The 18778-nt window shown below is 42.9% G+C and carries 15 protein-coding genes and 1 riboswitch; of the genes, 3 read left to right on the plus strand and 12 right to left on the minus strand.

Annotated features, from left to right (window positions below):
* The first annotated feature begins 14 nt into the window (after positions 1-14).
* Positions 15-695 carry a tRNA (N6-threonylcarbamoyladenosine(37)-N6)-methyltransferase TrmO gene (tsaA, locus tag DOT_RS04545; protein WP_009614851.1) on the plus strand — a complete coding sequence of 227 codons (681 nt, stop codon included), beginning with the start codon at positions 15-17 and terminating at the stop codon, positions 693-695.
* Between the two features lie 261 nt (positions 696-956).
* Here tsaA and DOT_RS04550 read toward each other — a convergent pair whose 3' ends face one another.
* The 4 genes from DOT_RS04550 to DOT_RS04565 form a co-directional block, all read right to left on the minus strand.
* Positions 957-2858 carry an ABC transporter ATP-binding protein gene (locus tag DOT_RS04550; RefSeq protein ID WP_009614853.1) on the minus strand — a complete coding sequence of 634 codons (1902 nt, stop codon included), beginning with the start codon at positions 2856-2858 and terminating at the stop codon, positions 957-959.
* On the minus strand, positions 2855-4582 hold the full coding sequence (locus DOT_RS04555) for an ABC transporter ATP-binding protein (RefSeq protein WP_040411236.1): 1728 nt from the start codon (positions 4580-4582) through the stop codon (positions 2855-2857). Before DOT_RS04555 ends, DOT_RS04550 begins: the two co-directional genes overlap by 4 nt.
* A 44-nt stretch (positions 4583-4626) precedes the next feature.
* Positions 4627-5067, minus strand: a complete 441-nt coding sequence (locus DOT_RS04560) for a MarR family transcriptional regulator (protein WP_009614857.1) — start codon at positions 5065-5067, stop codon at positions 4627-4629.
* Positions 5068-5356: 289 nt separating this feature from the next.
* Positions 5357-6160: a manganese catalase family protein gene (locus DOT_RS04565; RefSeq protein ID WP_009614859.1), complete on the minus strand. Its 804-nt coding sequence runs from the start codon at positions 6158-6160 to the stop codon at positions 5357-5359.
* Positions 6161-6385: 225 nt separating this feature from the next.
* Positions 6386-6507, plus strand: a riboswitch (cyclic di-GMP riboswitch).
* Between the two features lie 90 nt (positions 6508-6597).
* Between DOT_RS04565 and DOT_RS04570 the strand changes: the two genes are divergently transcribed.
* Positions 6598-7872 carry an ArsB/NhaD family transporter gene (locus DOT_RS04570; RefSeq protein ID WP_040411237.1) on the plus strand — a complete coding sequence of 425 codons (1275 nt, stop codon included), beginning with the start codon at positions 6598-6600 and terminating at the stop codon, positions 7870-7872.
* Positions 7873-7931: 59 nt separating this feature from the next.
* On the opposite strand, the gene amrS is transcribed toward DOT_RS04570, so the two are convergent.
* The 4 genes from amrS to DOT_RS04590 all read right to left on the minus strand — a co-directional run bounded on the left by amrS (position 7932) and on the right by DOT_RS04590 (position 14023).
* On the minus strand, positions 7932-8942 hold the full coding sequence (gene amrS / locus DOT_RS04575; RefSeq protein ID WP_009614863.1) for an AmmeMemoRadiSam system radical SAM enzyme: 1011 nt from the start codon (positions 8940-8942) through the stop codon (positions 7932-7934).
* Complete coding sequence (gene amrA, locus DOT_RS04580; protein ID WP_009614865.1) at positions 8935-10197, minus strand: AmmeMemoRadiSam system protein A; 1263 nt, start codon at positions 10195-10197, stop codon at positions 8935-8937. The genes amrS and amrA overlap by 8 nt, the downstream gene beginning before the upstream one ends.
* A 560-nt stretch (positions 10198-10757) precedes the next feature.
* On the minus strand, positions 10758-12140 hold the full coding sequence (locus DOT_RS04585; protein ID WP_009614867.1) for a tryptophanase: 1383 nt from the start codon (positions 12138-12140) through the stop codon (positions 10758-10760).
* 278 nt (positions 12141-12418) lie between these two features.
* Entirely contained in the window at positions 12419-14023 is a 1605-nt protein-coding gene (locus tag DOT_RS04590) for a sigma 54-interacting transcriptional regulator (protein ID WP_009614871.1), read from the minus strand.
* A 209-nt stretch (positions 14024-14232) separates the two neighbouring features.
* Between DOT_RS04590 and DOT_RS04595 the strand changes: the two genes are divergently transcribed.
* On the plus strand, positions 14233-14613 hold the full coding sequence (locus DOT_RS04595) for a RidA family protein (protein WP_009614873.1): 381 nt from the start codon (positions 14233-14235) through the stop codon (positions 14611-14613).
* Between the two features lie 130 nt (positions 14614-14743).
* On the opposite strand, the gene DOT_RS32265 is transcribed toward DOT_RS04595, so the two are convergent.
* From DOT_RS32265 to DOT_RS04615, 4 genes are read right to left on the minus strand one after another with little or no spacing between them, the layout of a single operon-like run.
* The gene (locus tag DOT_RS32265) at positions 14744-15562 is read right to left on the minus strand and encodes a methyl-accepting chemotaxis protein (RefSeq protein ID WP_282433429.1); all 819 of its coding nucleotides are present in this window, start codon (positions 15560-15562) and stop codon (positions 14744-14746) included.
* Positions 15519-16406 carry a selenium-dependent molybdenum cofactor biosynthesis protein YqeB gene (gene yqeB / locus DOT_RS04605; RefSeq protein ID WP_139024134.1) on the minus strand — a complete coding sequence of 296 codons (888 nt, stop codon included), beginning with the start codon at positions 16404-16406 and terminating at the stop codon, positions 15519-15521. Before yqeB ends, DOT_RS32265 begins: the two co-directional genes overlap by 44 nt.
* Before the next feature lie 28 nt (positions 16407-16434).
* On the minus strand, positions 16435-17301 hold the full coding sequence (locus tag DOT_RS04610) for an isocitrate lyase/PEP mutase family protein (RefSeq protein ID WP_009614881.1): 867 nt from the start codon (positions 17299-17301) through the stop codon (positions 16435-16437).
* Between the two features lie 20 nt (positions 17302-17321).
* Complete coding sequence (locus tag DOT_RS04615) at positions 17322-18764, minus strand: glutamate mutase L (protein WP_009614882.1); 1443 nt, start codon at positions 18762-18764, stop codon at positions 17322-17324.
* Positions 18765-18778 lie beyond the last annotated feature (14 nt).

The raw sequence follows: 18778 nt of genomic DNA on the forward strand, positions 1-18778 counted from the left end.
GAAAGGGGATTTTTATGGACATCACATTTCAATCCATTGGTACAATTCATACGCCCTATTTTGCCTTTAATACTCCTCATCAGCCGATTCCTGACGCACCCGGTGATTTTTGGATAACGCTTAATCCCGACTATGCCAGTGCTCTGAAAAACTTAAACACCTTTAACTACATTTATGTCCTCTATCATCTAGACCAGGTGACCTCTCCGGTTGAACTGCTGACAACCTCCCCCTGGGCTCCTGGAACTGAAATTGGTCTCTTTGCTAGCCGCTCTCCTAAAAGGCTCAACCCCATCGGCATAAGTATTGTCAAAGTAAAAGAAATACAAGGTAACGAACTCATCATTTCAGGGATTGATGCTTATAATGGAACCCCCTTAATAGACATCAAACCGTATATGCATTTCTTGGACAGCAAAGCGGATGCCAATAATGGCTGGTTTGATGCTCTTCCTGATAAAGAGCATACGATAGCTCATGCCCTCGGTCTCTCTCATGAGCATGGGCATCAACACAATCATAATCACCACAGTCATACCCATAGCCACCATGACGACCATACTTCGCATGAGGATGGTCAATGCAGTCATCATAACGTTCCTGAACACGACCACAACCACAACCACAACCACAACAATCATGACCACGGACACCACGAACATGGTCATAAACACCCTCATGAACATAACGATTAATAAAGAAAACTTGGCTGGCGCCCACGAAGACACTGTCTTCGCACGTATATTAACCCTTCTTGCAGACACTGTCTTCGCACGAATTAGCATTCTTGCAATATACAAACGAAGTTTATACTTTCTAACTAGTAGAACAAATAAGGCAATTCACGGACTGCCCTTAACACCATAATTCCTCAAGTTACCATACAGATTCCTGAAAACTTTATTCTTTCTGACTTAGTACCAAAAGGGCACGAGATATACTCTCGTGCCCTCTTTTTAGACTACGTCATTTTCTAAATTTGCTCCAGCAAACTGACTGTTGTAAAGATCTGCATAGAAACCGTTCTGAGCCAGAAGATCATTATGGTTACCCATTTCAATAATACTTCCTTTGTTCATTACCAAGATTAATTCTGCATCTCTGATCGTAGAAAGTCTATGGGCAATTACAAAGCTCGTTCGACCATTCATAAGTTCCGTCATCGCTTTTTGGATATAAACCTCCGTTCTCGAGTCAACACTACTTGTCGCTTCATCAAGAATTAGAATTGAAGGATCTGCCAGGATTGCCCGAGCAATTGTTAGAAGTTGTTTTTGACCCTGCGAAATATTTGAAGCTTCTTCATTTAAGATTGTATTATAACCATCAGGAAGTGTTTTAATGAAGTGATGGGCGTGGGCAGCTCTTGTTGCTTGGATAACCTCTTCTTCTGTAGCACCCTCTCGCCCATAGGCTATATTTTCCATAATAGTACCATTAAAAAGCCAAGTATCTTGAAGCACCATACCGAACATACTGCGTAAAGAGCCACGCTTGATATCTCGGATATCAACACCATCGATCGTGATTTTACCAGCACCTATTTCATAGAATCGCATTAGCAGATTAACAAGTGTCGTCTTCCCAGCACCCGTTGGCCCAACGATAGCAATGGTATGACCCTGCTTCACGTCGATATTCATATTCTTGATAAGTGGTTCCTCTTCTTTATAGCTAAAGTCTACATTTTCAAATCTTACTTCGCCCTTAGGGAAGGCAATGACTTTAGCATCCGCACTATCCGGTAATTCTTCACTTTCATCCAGCAATTCAAAGACACGCTCAGCCGATGCCACTGTTGATTGAATGATGTTAGCAATATTGGCCGTCTGAACGATTGGCATCGTAAATTGCCTTGAATATTGAATAAACGCTAGAATGTCGCCAATTGTGATGGCACCTCTCGTTGCAAAAATACCGCCAACGACACAGACAATAACATATCCTAGATTGCCAACGAATCTCATTAAGGGCATTATTATCCCTGAAATAAACTGTGCTTTATAGCCGGCAGTATAGAGTTGCTCATTAATAGCATTAAAGGTTGTAATCGATTCATCCTCACGGCCGTAAGCCTTAACAATTCTGTGACCAGTGTACATTTCTTCGACATGCCCATTAAGTTGTCCCAGTGATTTTTGCTGTGCAGCAAAGTTCTTTTGAGAGTGTTTGGCTATATTCATGGTCACTGCGACATAGAGTGGTAACGTTAAGATAACAATAAGGGTTAATAAGGGGCTTATGGAAAGCATCATAACCACAACGCCAAGAATCGTTACAATAGACGTAATCAATTGGGTCAGACTTTGCTGGAGCGTCGTTGAAATATTATCAAAGTCGTTGGTAACACGGCTGAGAATTTCGCCATGCGTACGGGCATCAAAGAACTTAAGCGGTAAGCGGGCAAGCTTCTCATCAACTTCCTTGCGCATATTATAAACAGTTTTTTGGGCAACTCCAGCCATAATATATTGTTGCAAATAACTAAATACCGCACTAATAAGATATAACCCTAAAAGAATTAACACAATCTGACCAATATACGTGAAATCCATGCTTGGAATAGGCTGATGCATCTTCAGGGCCATCATTTTGGCTCCGAAACCTTCAGCTATTTTGGTAATCGCCTTACTCATAATTTTGGGTCCAACAATACTAAAAATGGTTCCCAAGATTGCAAATATAAACACGGTAATAAATCTAGTTCTCTGAGGCTTTAAATAACTAAGCAACCTGAAAAGTGTTCCCTTAAAATCCTTCGCTTTTTCTACTGGTTTTCCAAGTGATCCCGCCGGGCCGCCTGATCTTCCGCCAAAAACTCCTTGTTGAGGTTTATCAACTTTACGTTCTTCACTCATGCCAATTCCTCCTCTGAAAGCTGTGAAGCTACAATCTCGCGATATACCTTACAGGTATTTAGCAATTCTTTATGCGTTCCCATGCCCGATATCTGACCGTCATCTAAGACTATAATTCTATCCGCATCTCTAACCGTTGAAACGCTTTGGGCAATAATAAAAACCGTAGCATCCAGAACTTCGGGCTTAAGAGCTGCCCGTAACTTAGCAGAGGTTTTAAAATCTAAGGCAGAGAAACTATCGTCAAAAATATAGATCTCCGGTTTCCTAATTAAAGCACGGGCAATAGAAAGACGTTGTTTCTGTCCCCCCGAAACATTGGTTCCGCCCTGGGCAATATGATGATCAAAACCTGCCTCTAACCCTGAGACGAACTCCGTAGCTTGAGCAACACGGGCTGCCTGTTCAAGCTCTTCCATAGTAGCATTTTCTTTGCCGTATTTTATATTTTCAGCAATAGTCCCTGAAAAAAGCACCGTTTTTTGAGGGACAAAACCGATTTTAGCACGCAGCGCTTTCTGACTCATTTCTCGAACATCGACTCCATCAACTAAAACACTGCCGTTTTCCACATCGTAGAAACGAGTAATCAAATTTACTAACGTGGATTTCCCTGAACCGGTCCCTCCAATAATTGCTGTTAGCTCACCTGGTTTTGCGCTGAAGGTTATCTTGTTCAGAGCTGGTTGATCTGCGCCAGGGTACCTAAAGGATACTTCTTTAAATTCAACAAAACCTCCTTCATTATTCGCAGTATTTGATTTTTCAGGATCAATGATATCGAGGTTTGCTTCCAGTACTTCATTGATTCTCACCGCCGAAACCTGAGCGCGGGGAACCATAATGAATAACATCACAAGCATCAGTAAGGAAAATAAGATTTGCGTAGCATATTGAATAAAGGCTAACAGTGATCCAATCTGCATAGATCCATCTTCTATTCTTAGCGCACCAAACCAAACAAGTGCCACCGTGGTTAAGTTCATGATCAACATCATCGCTGGCATCAATACCGCCATAATTATATTGACTTTAACTGCGTTGTCCATAAGATCTGCGTTAGCGTCATCAAAGCGCACTCTTTCTTTCTCAATGCGATTAAAAGCTCGCACAACTCTGATGCCTGTAAGCTTTTCTCGTAAAACAAGATTCAATTTATCTATCTTTTCTTGCATGACCTTAAATAGAGGCAAGCCTCTTTTCAAGGTCATCCCAATGACAAGGAATAGGATTGGTATTGTAACCACGAGCACCCAGGCCAGTGATCTATCCTGTTGCAAGGCCATAATAACTCCACCAATACATGTTAACGGCGCAGTAATCATCATACTTAGGATCAAAACCGATACTTGCTGAATTTGAGTTACATCGTTGGTCGTTCTTGTAATCAGCGTCGCAGTTCCAAATTTATCAAACTCATGCAGAGAAAAACTTTCAACTTTAGCAAAAATCTTTTCTCGCAAAATCTTGCCAAATCCTACAGCTGTTTTTGATGAGAGATAGGTGGCCATAATTGCGCATAATGTCCCCCCTGCTGCAATGAGTAACATGAAACCACCAATCTTAAGAATATAATTAATATCTTGGTTAGCTAAACCCTTGTCAACAATGTCGGCCATTAAGGTCGGTAAATAGAGATCTGAAAGTACTTGTGCAAAAAGGAAAACGATTATAACCGCTATATATAGAGAATATTGTTTAAGGAATCTATATAATTTAAGCATTAAAATTCCATCTCCAATCTTTTGTGATCTAGATGAGTTCAGAATTATTCTTCGTAACCACCTAAAAGCTTCCTCAAGGCATCTAAACCTTCAAATATTTTATCAAGTTCTTCGGGGGTGCCTTTGTTCATTGTGTTTTCGATACTTTCCTCTAGTCTTTTATGAAAATTCTTGTGCCTTTCCATGAAATCAGAAGATATGCTGACGTAAACGACTCTTTTATCTTGTTCGCTTCTTTTTCTTTCTACCATCCCCTGCTTCTCAAGCCTATCGATAATGCCTGATACTGTGCTATTGGATAAACAAAGCTTGCTACTTAATTCCGTTATTTTAAGCGTTTTTTCTTTACTTAGAATTCCAATGACCATGCTTTGAGGAGCAGTCATACCTATTCCCTCAAACATTTTGCTCATATTTTGTTTGAAAAGGTGCATTACTTCCTGAAAAAGTTTAGCAACTTTTACGCTATCATTTGAGTTCTCCATTTTGTTCACCGCCTCGCAATATATTTTGTATAAGAATACTTCGTACAAGAATATTTCGTACAAGAATATTTCGTACAAGAATACTTCGCCCACGAAGTATATTACTCCATTTGTATTTAATTGTCAAACAAATATTTATTGGCAATCAACCATTCGTCAGCATGCGTAGATCGGAGATTAATATTTGTACAATATTATGATCCTTACCACCTCTGTGAAATATAAAAAACGGACATTTCTGTCCGTTTCATACTAATAAGGTAAGGTCTTCAAACATCTCTATCTCTGTTTAATGTTGTCCTGGTGGTTGAGGTTGAGAATACTGTGGATTGTTTCGAGTATGGTCATTGTAGCCTGGCTTGACTTCCTTGGTTCCAGCCGATTGCGGATCTTTACCGTACTGAGCTGGCCCACCATATTTCTCGTTGGGGTTATCCTCATAGGAAAATTCGTTGCCTTGATTCCAGGGGCCTCGACTATCTCCTTGTCCAGTGGACATATTCATGTATTTCTTAGAGAAGTCAGAATCTCTGAAGTCTTTATTTACTCCGCTTCCTGCTAAGGAATTAATCGCTTGCATAAACGAGAAGTTATGAGATTCCTCGCGGCTTAAAAGAAATCGGATCATGTCTTTGACACCGGCATCATCTGTTTGTTGCAACAGGCGCTCATAAACGAGTTTAGCTCGCAACTCTGCTCCCGCATTGGCCGAAAGATCAGTATATAAATCCCCAGTTGAATTAACAAAGTTAGATGTCCAAGGTACACCAGCAGAATTGACCAGGAGTGGGCCTCCTCCTAACAGGGCCATATGATTGGCCGGGAAATCTTTAGGAATGCTATCAACGGGTCCAATCAACATTGCTAAGGCTTCACCGACCATTTCTAAATGGCTTAACTCCTCAGCTGCAATATCTTGCAGTAAATCCCTTATTTTCGGATCATTACACCCTACACTCTGAGAAAAATACTGCATAGCTGCTTTAAGTTCACCATTGCCACCCCCAAATTGCTCTAATAATAAGACGGCAAATCGAGGATCTGGTTGGTCGACATGTACGGTGTATTCCATATCCTTAACATGTTTAAACACTTAAAAGCCCTCCCTTTTAGCTAATTTATTTGAAGCGATAATTACTTGTCGAATTTCAAGGTTATTATTTGATTTAGTTTAAGCTTTTATCCGAGAATTTGTTTACAGTTAAGCGAAAGAATTCAAGATTAATTTTCGATGAAAAACATCTTTAGTTCTTGACGATTACTAACCCTGCTTGATATACTGACAACAAATCTGTTATTCTGAATTTAATAATCAGCAGTTCGGTTGGGGTAAACTTTGCGAAAGCGAAGGACGCTAAAGTCATGGGTCTAAGGCTTAAGAAAACCAAAGTACTTTTTCAAGTAACTTGGAACTTAAGCTAAGATCGCCAGATTACAAGATAGAACTTCTCTGGGGAGAGTAGTCACTGAAGACTACTCTCTTTTATTTTGGGAATATTAGGTGACAAAATGTTTTTTGGAGGTGTATTAATGCTCATTGGGATAGCCATAACGCTCTTCTTATTTAGCTATTTCTTCATTATCACAGAAAAGATCCCTCGCGCTGTAATCGCAGTTTTCGGTGCCTCACTACTGATTATCTTTGGGGTTCTTACTCAAGAAAAGGCGATTCATCACATTGATTGGAACACCTTAGGGCTATTGGTTGGGATGATGATCATTGTTGATCTGACTCGAAGATCAGGCGTCTTTACCTTTCTAGCCATCTGGGTTAGCAAAAAGGTCAAGGGGGATCCCCTATTACTGATGCTCTCCTTATCCTTGCTCACAGCTTTCCTGTCCGCATTATTGGATAACGTCACAACTGTCTTATTGATTGTTCCTGTAGCTCTTTCAATTGCTGATCAATTGGAAGTCGATCCTACTCCCTTTCTCTTCAGTCAAATTCTCATGAGTAACATTGGTGGCACAGCAACTCTTATCGGAGATCCACCCAATATAATAATTGCCGGACAAACACAACTTAGTTTTATGGATTTTATTATTAATCTGGCCCCCGTTATCATTATCATTATTATTGTTGCTCTTTACATTTTTTATCTTCTATATCGTCATAAGTTAGTTACCAAAGAAGAATTAAAAACGAAACTCATGGTTCAAAATGAATGGGACCATATTAAAGACTTTGCCTTGCTCAAAAAAAGTCTTTCCGTGTTAAGCTTAGTCATCTTGGGTTTTTCTTTGCATTCAATTCTGCACCTTGAAACAGCTACCATCGCCCTTAGCGGGGCAATGCTCTTAATGATCTGGACCCACGAAGAACCTGAAGACATTTTCTTAGCTATTGAATGGCCCACGCTCTTTTTCTTTGCCGGTTTGTTCGTTCTTGTTGGTGGCCTTATTGAAGTCGGAGTTCTTGACCGTCTAGCAGTGTGGAGCATGAGCCTGACCCAGGGAGACCCCCTTATCATGGCTATGTTGATTTTATTTATATCCGCTCTGCTCTCTTCCTTCCTCGATAATATTCCTTTCGTAGCAACCATGATTCCACTGATTCAAAAACTCGCTTCGCTCAGCCAGTTTACCCCAGCACAAACACAGCCCCTATGGTGGGCTTTAGCCTTAGGCGCTTGCCTTGGCGGAAACGGAACCTTGGTAGGAGCTTCCGCCAATCTCATCGTGGCAGGAATTGCTGAGAAAAATGGCATTAAAATACGTTATACTCAATTTCTTAAAGTAGGTTTTCCCATCATGATTCTCTCCACTGTAATTTCAGCTGTTTACCTCCTGATTCGTTATTATTAAGTCACGCCGCGTAAAACTCCGCAAGCGAGAGTAGTAGTCCAGACTACTCTCGCTTTTATCTACTGACCATACAGAGGTAATACCGCATTCATCCCAACTCCAAAAATACTCTCTCCACATTTCGAACAACACCCTCGCTCCAGACAATTCACTAGCACTGGTTCACGCCGAATCACAGCTTCTCCACACTGAGGACAAAACGTTGTATCCCCGCCGCTGACATTTCCCAAATATACATAAGGAAGCCACTCTTTGCCGATATTCCATAACCGCTCTAAGGTTTGCCGATCCGTCGGCGGTACCGCTAGACGATAAGCCGGGTGATAACGACTCAAATGCCAGGCCAGTGGAACATCGAGCCGATGTAGCCAGCGAGCCAACCCGGTGAGTTCTTTCAGGTCATCATTGGCCCCTGGAATAACGAGCGTTGTTATCTCTAAATGAACACGCCCTGCTAATCGCTCTACATTGTCTAAAACCCAGGCTAGTTTACCTCCACAATAGTGTTGATAAAACTCCTCCGAAAACGCTTTTATATCAATATTGACGGCATCCAGCCATGGAATCAACTCCTCGAGAAAACGCGGCGAAATTGTTCCGTTGCTAACTAAAACCACCTTTCCCCCTTGAGCTCGTACTAGAAGAGCAGTATCCCTGATCATCTCAAACCACACGCTCGGCTCTGAATAAGTAAAACACAGCCCCAACGATTTACGCTCCTGTCCGGCCAGCTCTGCAAGCTCGGTAGGCGTTACCTTTCTTCCCACTTGGTGTTTTTGGGATATCTCATGATTTTGACAAAACGAACAGCTTAGGTTACAGCCAAATCCTCCGACGGAAAAAATCCAAGAACCAGGATAAAAGTGATAAAGAGGCTTCTTTTCTATTGGGTCCAAATTCCAGGCTGCAACTTCACCATAGGTTCGAGATACGACCTTTCCCTCGCGATTTTCCCGTGCATGACACCGCCCTGACTGCCCAGGCTTTAATTGACAATGCTGGGGGCACAAGAGACAACTCGCACTATATGCTTCTTTGCTTACCTTTCCTTCTTTATTTATATTACTCATAATGCCGCTTTACCTCAAAACGCCACAGCTCCACTGATTCCTCTGGCAAAATTCCCGCTTTTTGTTTAGCAATACTGACTTGCTCGACGATGGTATCGATACCTTCTAAATGAGGGAGCAAAAGCCCAGTTTTCCTTCCGTGACGAACAACAACTCCATACCGCCAAGGATCTAAATCGTCTGTCCCCTCGATTTTCTCGAGTTCCCCGAGCACATCAACAGTAATACTCAAGGTATCCATTTCGTATGCTTGAACTGGCCGAAAGCGTGGGTCCCTAGTTCCTGCAGCAAGAGCATTATGTTGAATTTCTATAGCCAAGTTCTCCTGCCAGGGCTCGGTCGTTCCAATACAGCCGCGCAGTTGCCCATTCTGTTTTAGCGTTACAAAACATCCTCGCCGCACAGCAAACTCTGGAGAATCAGGAAAACGAGGTTGAGCAAGATCTTCATTATTCAAATACGCACTTAGGCAACGCCTCGCCCAAAGAGGTAAGGGGGATGAATGATACAGATCAGCCACCATATACCCTACACCAAAAGGACCCTCATAGGATAACACTTCTGGAGCACCTTCTTTAGCCGCTAAGGCCAAACGCAGGCTCCTGTACCCACATTCGCCAGCTTTTTCGACTAGGTCAACTGGTAAACTAGTGAGCTTTTTCGTGTCTCCCTGAAGAGCTCTAACTATGGCCTGATCAAATTCCGGCCCCGCAGAATCAAATCCGTACGGCCCGTCTTCCTTCAAACGATGGGAGAGATCCCCGCTGGCAACAAGCGCATAGCGTCCAGGCAGCTTATCCACGATTTGGCCTATACGTAAACCATATTCTTCCGGCCTCACCAAGGGCATCCCTAAAAGCACAACCTTCCCACTCCAGCCTGCTTTTTGTAAGAAATAGAGTGGCACCAGTGCACCATGATCCAAGGGTCCCTGTATAGGAACAATTCCCAACAACTCTTTCTGGAATTGTGCAATCACTGTAGTATCGCATGTAAATGAAATACCTAGCTGCCCAGCTCCAAATTTAGCGAAATTTCCTCGGACAACCTCCTCTGTCGAAAGTGTAATCCCATCCTTAATGAGCGGGGCATGAGGGGAGACCATAATCACTGTCTCAACCTCAGCTCGAACTAGACGACTCGAAATCTCTTGGTAAGCATCTAAACTCGCCTGGCACTTGCTTTCTTCCCCCTTTCCGATCTCTGGGACGAGGATGGGTGGATGCGGCACAAATACAGTATAAACCAAGCCCATAAGCTAGCACTCCTTTTGATAGACTTAACATTACTATAGTTACCATAATCGCCACGAACATTCGAAGAATCAGGCTATCATCTTTCGTTCTTGCCTAGGCCACAGATATCCTGCCTTAACATAAACATTTATACGTAAATTTTACCAATGTACGTTCTCAATAGTTTCTTAAATTTTTTGCAGTTTTATTATTTTTGACAATCTTCCGAATAAGGGTGCTTCGTGTAAAGAAAACTTAGCTGGCGCCCGAAGACACCGTCTTCGCACGTATTATCCTTCTTGCAGCCTTAGCGAAGGCGGTCCCTTCTCGCCATCACGGCGCCTTGCCATCCATGGCGGCGCTCTAATCTCGAACGTCCTGTTCGAGCCATGGCTACTGGGACACTCGGCCATCCATGGCCAGCGACTGCCATAGTTACCCTTATGCTTAGAAAGTATATAACGAAGTTTATACTTTCTAATAGTACAAAAAAAGAGGATTATTCACCTATGAAGTAGTGAATAATCCTTAAAATTTATCTGAGATTATTGAAACATAAGTTAATAGACAGGAATAAGTTTTAACCCTCAATAGGTTTAAGCTTGCAAAGAAAATGGCGAAGTACTTTGGGTTCATAAGTAAATTCCAAACCTTTAATTTGCTCACGACGTTCCCAAATCGCTTCTAGGGCATCGACAACTACATCCATATGGCGGTCTGTATAAACGCGGCGTGGAATTGTCAAGCGCATGAACTCTACACCAGCTTTTTTTTGAATCCCTGTCTCAGGGTCACGGCCCAGTAACAGGGAACCTACCTCTACCGGGCGAACACCAGCCTCGAGATATAGTTCGTTACTAAGAGCTTGGGCCGGGAATTGATCTGCAGGAATATGAGGCAGGAATTTACCAGCATCCACAAAAACGGCATGTCCACCGACAGGCCATTGGATGGGGATACCACGCTTACGCAGCTCATCACCTAAGTATTCCACTTGACCAATTCGACTTTCCAGATAATCAATGTCTAAACCTTCAAACAAACCAACTGCTAAGCATTCCATATCACGACCAGAGAGCCCCCCGTAGGTTATAAATCCTTCCATAGGTACACAGCTCGTGCTCGCCTTTTGGTACATTTCTTCTTCATTTTTAATGCTAATCAACCCGCCCATGTTAACAATAGCGTCTTTCTTCGCACTCATCGTGAAGTAATCACCCATATCATACATTTCCCTGACAATCTCTTGAATGCTCTTATTTTCATAACCAGGCTCGCGTTTCTTAATAAAATATGCATTCTCAGCAAAACGCGCGGAGTCAATATTGACTTTCAAGGCATATTTATCGGCGATTTTTCGTACCCCACGGAAATTTTCCATAGAAAGTGGCTGTCCGCCCGACGAGTTGCAAGTCACTGTGGCAATAATAAATGCAATGTTTTCCGGGCCTTTTTCGATGATGAAATTCTCTAGTTTTTCTAAATCGAAGTTGCCCTTAAACGGATGCTCCTTCTCAGTATCAAAAGCATCCTCAATGACGAGGTTCACGGGAACCATACCGTTCATTTCGATATGAGCCATGGTCGTATCAAAATGCATATTTCCAAGGACAAATTGGCCGTTGTGATTCTTTAAATGAGGAAAAAGGACTTGTTCAGCCCCACGTCCTTGGTGCGTCGGAATAACATACTCATAACCGAAGATGTCTTTCACTGCATCTTTCACTTTGAAGAAGGATTTACTTCCAGCATAGGACTCATCTCCCAGCATCAAAGCCGACCACTGTCTGTCACTCATAGCACCTGTGCCACTGTCGGTGAGAAGATCAATGTAAACGTCCTCTGCTTTTAACAGAAAGGGATTATACCCTGCTTCTTGAAGTTTTAGCAAACGCTCTTCACGTGAAATCATACGAATCGATTCAACCATTTTAATGCGATAAGGTTCTGCTTTTCTAGCCACTTATGACCATCCTCCCATGCTTGGATTATTTAGATTTTCGATTACTTAAAAACTTCTTCAATCAGATCAAGGGCTGCAGTCATCTGAGAAGGGCGCTTTTTCCCATAGATTAGGCTTGAAATCAGCACATAACTAAATAAATGCAATTTTTGTACCATGCTTTTGAGTCCAACCAGAAAAGGCAGGAGCACGTTAATAGTCTATTTATAAATAAAACTGATAAGAAAAAGTGACAAATATTCTTATCACTGATAAAAATAATTGTCACTTTTCTAAACTTAGTTATTCCCAATTCTATAACTCTTCATTTTGTTTAAAATCGTTGTATTGGAAACCCCCAATATTCTCCCTGCTTTTCTAGAAGACGAATGTTTTTCCAACACCCGCATAAGAACTTGTTTTTCAACCTCACTTACAATCTTCTTTAATGTAGGCCATTCTTGCTGGATTGGAATCTTAATTTGGAGATCATCTTCACACCCTCCAGTATGTTGGTTTGGGATCAGTTCTGTCCACTCGTAGAAGAGTCGTGGCTCAATCTCGAAAGAATCCATGACATTAATAATGCGTTCCAACGTATTTTCGAGCTGACGAACATTTCCCGGCCAAGGTTGGCTCATCAACAAGTCCATACTCTCCTTTGTTATATGGATCTCTGGTTTTCCCAATTTTTCTGAAATCTTGCGGGTGAGATGCTGGGCGATCAACGGAATATCTTCATAGCGTTCCCTTAGGGGAGGAATTCTCAACGGAATAACATTTAGTCGATAATAGAGGTCTTCCCGAAAGTCCCCCTTTTGGATCATTTCTTCCAGATTACGGTGTGTCGCCGCAATAATACGAACATCCACAGGAAACTCCTTTGTTCCTCCGACCCGGCGAATCATATTTTCCTGCAAAACCCGCAGTAGACGAACCTGAACGAGCGGCGGGATTTCTCCGATCTCATCCAAGAAGAGAGTTCCTTGATCCGCTTGCTCAAAAAGCCCCCTCTTCCCCCCTCTTGCCGCCCCCGTAAAAGATCCTTCTTCATATCCGAAGAGTTCACTTTCCAGCAAGCTGTCTGGTAAGGCCGCGCAATTGATCGGAATAAAGGGAGCCTGTGCCCGCGGACTCTCCATGTGAATGGCTCGCGCAAACAGCTCTTTCCCTGTCCCGCTTTCCCCGCGCAGTAAAATTATCGAGCTTCCTTTAGCAACCATTTTAGCGGTTTCCACAACCTGACGCATCTTCGCGCTCTGATATACAATCCTCTCGAAGGACATCAATTGTTTTTTGCGGTCAACTTTGGAAATAATCTCTTCGACTTGACGAAAATCTTTCATCGTGGCAACCGCTCCGATAACCTGCCCCTTCGCATTGAGTACCGGAACACCTGTTGTTAAAAAATGAATGATCTGATTGCCTTTTTTAAATTCCCGTTCCTCGAGCTGGTAGGGCAGGCCGGTCTTCAGCGTTTCTAGAATAGGAGCGTTTTCCTGAAATAACGTCTCCGCGCTTAATCCGATTGCCTCCTCAGGTGAACAGCGGAAGATTTTACAGGCTACTTCATTAATCTGAATGATTTCGCCCTCTTTATTAACAGCCACAATCCCTTCACCAACTGAGTTTAAAATTGTCCTTAACTCACGCTCTCGCTCTTCGTATGGCATCTGATCCCGCAAATATACCGAGAGAACTCCTCTAACCGCTCTCAAATCTTTTATTAGGCGTTGAACCTGTTCATCAGAAGTACAACGAAATTTGATTGACATACCCTGAGCCGGAATTACTTCCATCCCAATCTTATCAACCCTATTCTTTTCACAACCCTCAAAGATCTCCATTCCTAAACCTAAGCGGTCTTCAAAATCAATCTGGACCACACGTTCAAGAAATCCCATGGGTAACCTCCTCTAAGAAAATCTATTCAAGTTGAAAAATGTTGTAATCTATTTAATCCTGTCACTAAATTATATCATGATTATGTACCATGAACCCAGAATTCCAATTTTTTGCTTGGTTCATTCACGAGGAATCAGTTATACTTAAATTAGTTTGCGTCATGGCATAAAGATTGCATGACGAATTTCAAGAAGGTAGGTAGATAACCATGAATAAACAAACCGTCAGTACTCCCAATGCGCCCGCGGCCATTGGCCCTTATTCTCAAGGGGTTAAGTTTGGAAATTTAATTTTCACTTCCGGGCAGCTCCCTCTGAACCCCCAAAATGGAGAATTGGTCGCTGATATAGAGGGAGCAACCAAACAGTCCTTAGATAATATCAAGGCGATTTTAGAATCTGCAGGGACGTCCATGGATAAAATTGTTAAGACTGTGGTTTTTCTAAGAGACATGAATGACTTTGCTGCAATGAACGCCATATACGCTACGTATTTCCCTAGTAACCCACCAGCTCGTTCTGCTGTACAAGTCGCTCGATTACCTAAGGACGCCATTCTTGAAATTGAAGCGATTGCTCTCGCTGAATAATGAAATGAAAAAGGATCCATCATGGATCCTTTTTCATTTCATTATTCTAGAACTCAAACTGTTTGTTTATAAACTAAATAGTTTTTCGTATGACAAAAAAGTAGGCTTACTATCACTGGCCTTGCCTCAGTTATCTTCGGGTACCTATCTCAACAAGGTTTTCGGCTAAACTAACAATCTGCCCGAGGGCTAAGGACAACTCGGCAGCCGCATAGGCTTGAGACTCTGTAACTGTTCCCAGTTGACCTATCGCTTCGATCAGGTTAAGAACGGAAATTTGAACAGTTTCCAGATCATTTTCAATTTCCGTTGTCGAGACTCTTGTCGATTCGGAGAGTTTCCGAACTTCATCAGCGACAACTGAAAATCCCCGACCGAATTTGCCCGCCCTGGCCGCCTCGATAGACGCGTTCAGTCCAAGGACATTAGTCTGCATAGAAATCTTATGAATTTCATCCTTTACTTTACCTGTATGTTCAATCTCTCGAAGAGCACGGGTGGTCTCACTCTCCATATGTCTCACCGTGCCCGCAAGTTCTTCCGATGAAGCGGAAAGGTTTTCGGCAGAAGCGGATATTTCTTCAACTGCTGACAAAATATTCTGACCGGCGTCGGTCAATGTATCATACTTAGCGACTGAAATGTCAATCATAGCACACCCAACAACAATACCGTTTTCCTTGATTGGATAACCTATTCCCACATAGGGAATGCCTAAAACCTCTTTAGGTACACGCTTCACAATCCGTTTCCCAGTAAGAATGGCTTCTTCAGATATTCCGCCTCTTGGCAAGGGATCGCCCGCTTTGATTTTCATGTTCAGGTTAGTACTCGGATACCAGGCTAACACTTTTTCAGTATCTAGAATACATACCGCTACTTCCTCATCAAAGAGTTGTTGCAACTCACCAGCCACTTCTAAAAAGGCCTCGAGCTTCACTAACTTCACCTCTCAGTCTCTTCTCACTTCCCCGCCCCATTGCGTGAGCATCAGTAGTATAGCTATTATCGGAGAACAACATCAAAGCCTCAAGAACCCCACCACCAACAGCTCTTGCCTTATCTGAGATCGTGAAACAGTGTTCCTTCACTCCCCGAGGATCGATGTCTCCAACCTTGGTTCCTGTCTCTACAGTCAACCCATCGTGTAAAATCCCTCGTAATACGCCACTGATATTTGCTCGAATTTCCGAGCTGCCGACGAAAGCGACTAACTCATCTGCTTGTACAAAATCACTGATTTGCCGGCATCCTTTGTAAGAGCCTGAAGCAGGGGCATATAAAACCCGTTTGCTTGCATGACCATCAATGACACCGGGGATGGACGTATTCGAGGCAGCAGTACCACTCGTAATAACACGCCCCAAATGGTGACCTCGTTTAGTTTCAATAACTGCGTGAACATCCTGCCCGACTGTAAACCCTGGTCCTATCCCGATTACAATGGGCGCATCCGTCAACTGGGTTCCTAAATTTCTTTTCGCGATAATTGCATCAACGACTGCCAGCGGTTTAATCTTATTGATGATCTGCGCCTTAGTATCAATGATAATTGGTATAAAGCCCATTTTTAGAATCTGATACGCTTGTTGGTCATTTGATACCAGTTGAGCTCTAACGTTCTCAACCACAGTCACTTTAGAATAGACCGCTTCTGCAAAAGAGACAGTTCTTCTTATAGCCGTGGGCTGAGGAACTTCAGTGATCACAACTTTGAAACCGGCCCGCCAAATCCGATGAATAATCCCTGTCGCTAGGTCGCCACCACCCCGAACCACAACCAAGTTCTTCATCAAATCCATCCCGTCCTTAAATCCATCTTCAACCAATTACATATTTCGCTTCTAACTCACGAATTTCCATCAAACCAATTAGTTCATTAAATTCTGGAAATGGAATCATTTTTGACATTAAGTTTTTAGTGGTTCCTGTTTTCATGAGTTCTTCCATTAAATTCTTCATAGCTTGTGCCACCATGTACGTTGAAGACGTCGGGAAGATGACCAGATCATACCCTAGTTTTTCTAATTCTCGAGCCGATAACAGAGGAGTACGTCCACCTTCTACCATATTTGCTAACACCGGAACGTTAAAGCCGGATGTTATTCTCTTCATCTCTTCGACTGACTCTGGGGATTCAACAAAAATCACATCCGCCCCTGCTTCTTCATAAGCTTTAGCACGACGGATAGCCTCGTCAATTCCATGAATAGTTCGGGCATCCGTTCGCGCAATGATTACGAAATCAGAATTTCTTCTCGCTTCGACTGCCGCCCGGATTTTGCCCACCATTTCTGCCATGGGAATGACTTGACGTCCTGTCATGTGTCCACACTTTTTAGGTGCCACTTGGTCTTCTAATTGTATAGCGGCTACCCCAGCCATTTCATATTGACGCACTGTTCTCATAACATTAATAGCATTTCCGAATCCCGTGTCCCCATCAGCTATGACCGGAACATCTACGGCACTGGCAAAATTGTTGGCCCGAGCCAACATCTCACTCATTGTCAATAATCCAACGTCTGCTGTACCCAAATGGCTTGCTGCTTGGCCATAGCCTGTCATGTAAACGGCCTGAAAACCGGTTTTCTCTATGATCTTGGCGGTTAAGACATCATGTGCCCCAGGAACAACTAAAATTTCTTGATCTGCCAATAAATCCCTCAACACTTTACCTTTATTCATAATGATGATTAGCTCCTTATTCAAACTTTTTGTATACCTTTTAAGATGTTATTTTCTGCTAAAGTTAGCGCTTCGTTAGGATATTCTTCGGCCATAGCCCCAAGGGTATAGAGCTGATAATGATGATCCACCACAAACTCAGGTTTTTCTGGCAGTAAAGAAATTCCTCGCTTGGCAAAGGATTTTTGTAAAATTTCCAAGGCTTCTTCTTTTGTCGAATGGGCGAAAATGCCACCCACTGCGATAACTCTCTGAACTTTACGCAAATCTCGGCCAACAGGTGTTCCAGGCACAATACCGATAACCGGATCAAAACTCTGGGCAAAATACCCAGCATGCCGCTTAATGGCGACTTCTATGGCGCTAATAGCTAACGCTTTATCAAAGTCTATCTCTTTTTGATTGCTGCTGATGTGTTCTGGGTTCTTCTCAAGATACTGGGCATAGATTTGGATCTCCTTCATCAAGTCTTCGCCTTTTAATTCAATTTTAGCCAAAACTTCATTGGCTCCAACTGTTTCCACAATGCCTGTAGCACTCACTCTTAATCCTAGGTTACCTTCGACCGTTCTGTACGCTAACTGCTTCTCATTCGAAACAACTAAACCCGTTTCCTCTTTGGTTAGATTTTCTAAATCAGGTAAAACAGAGTGGACATCCGTCGTTGCCCCACCAATATCTATGACCAGGATATTGCCATAACCTTTTTTCTCATGGGTGCCCAGCGCTAAGAGCTCTGCCCCCATAAGCACTGCACCAGGTGTGGGAATAACCCGTCCATTCGAGACTATTTCCAGTAAGCGTCCTAAACCTCTGGCCCTAGTAATTTGCCGAATAAATTCCTGATGAATAGCTTCCCGAGCTGGTTTGACTTTCAACTCATGAATCGTTGGCATAACGTTAGGCACCCGAATCGCGCCAATACCGCCTAGTTGCAAAATTTCTTCTACTTTTGCCTGAGCTTGAGTATTTCCAGCAATAATGACCACACCATGCGTCTTACTGTTCACAATAACTTCAGCATTCGCCAGTAGAGAATCCTGATCGCCGCCATCTGTCCCACCGGCTAAAAGAATAATATCGGGCTTGATTTCCTGTAATACCTCTAAGCGAAAATCAACAGGAGTCTCCTGGGAAATTATCTCCACTACCCGAGCACCGGCACTCATGGCCACTTCTTTGGCCGCCTTAGCGGTAACTCTGGGCATATAACCCATCGCTACCATCCGCAACCCTCCCGCTGCGGAACTCGTTGCTAAGGTGTGCGAGGAAGTCACCTCTGACCACTGGAGATTACGCGCCAGATTATGTCTTGCATTGATCAGTCCCATCTCGATGTTTTTCACTGTCGTCGGAGCTTGGGAACGACCAATAAATCTTAAATTGGGCCCAAAACGATTGAATGCTGCTACCTTGGTATAAGTGCTTCCCACATCGTAGACTAAAAGATCAACCTGGGGCATAATCCTATCACTCC

Origin of the sequence: Desulfosporosinus sp. OT (genome assembly GCF_000224515.1) — a bacterium.
Lineage (GTDB): Bacteria > Bacillota > Desulfitobacteriia > Desulfitobacteriales > Desulfitobacteriaceae > Desulfosporosinus.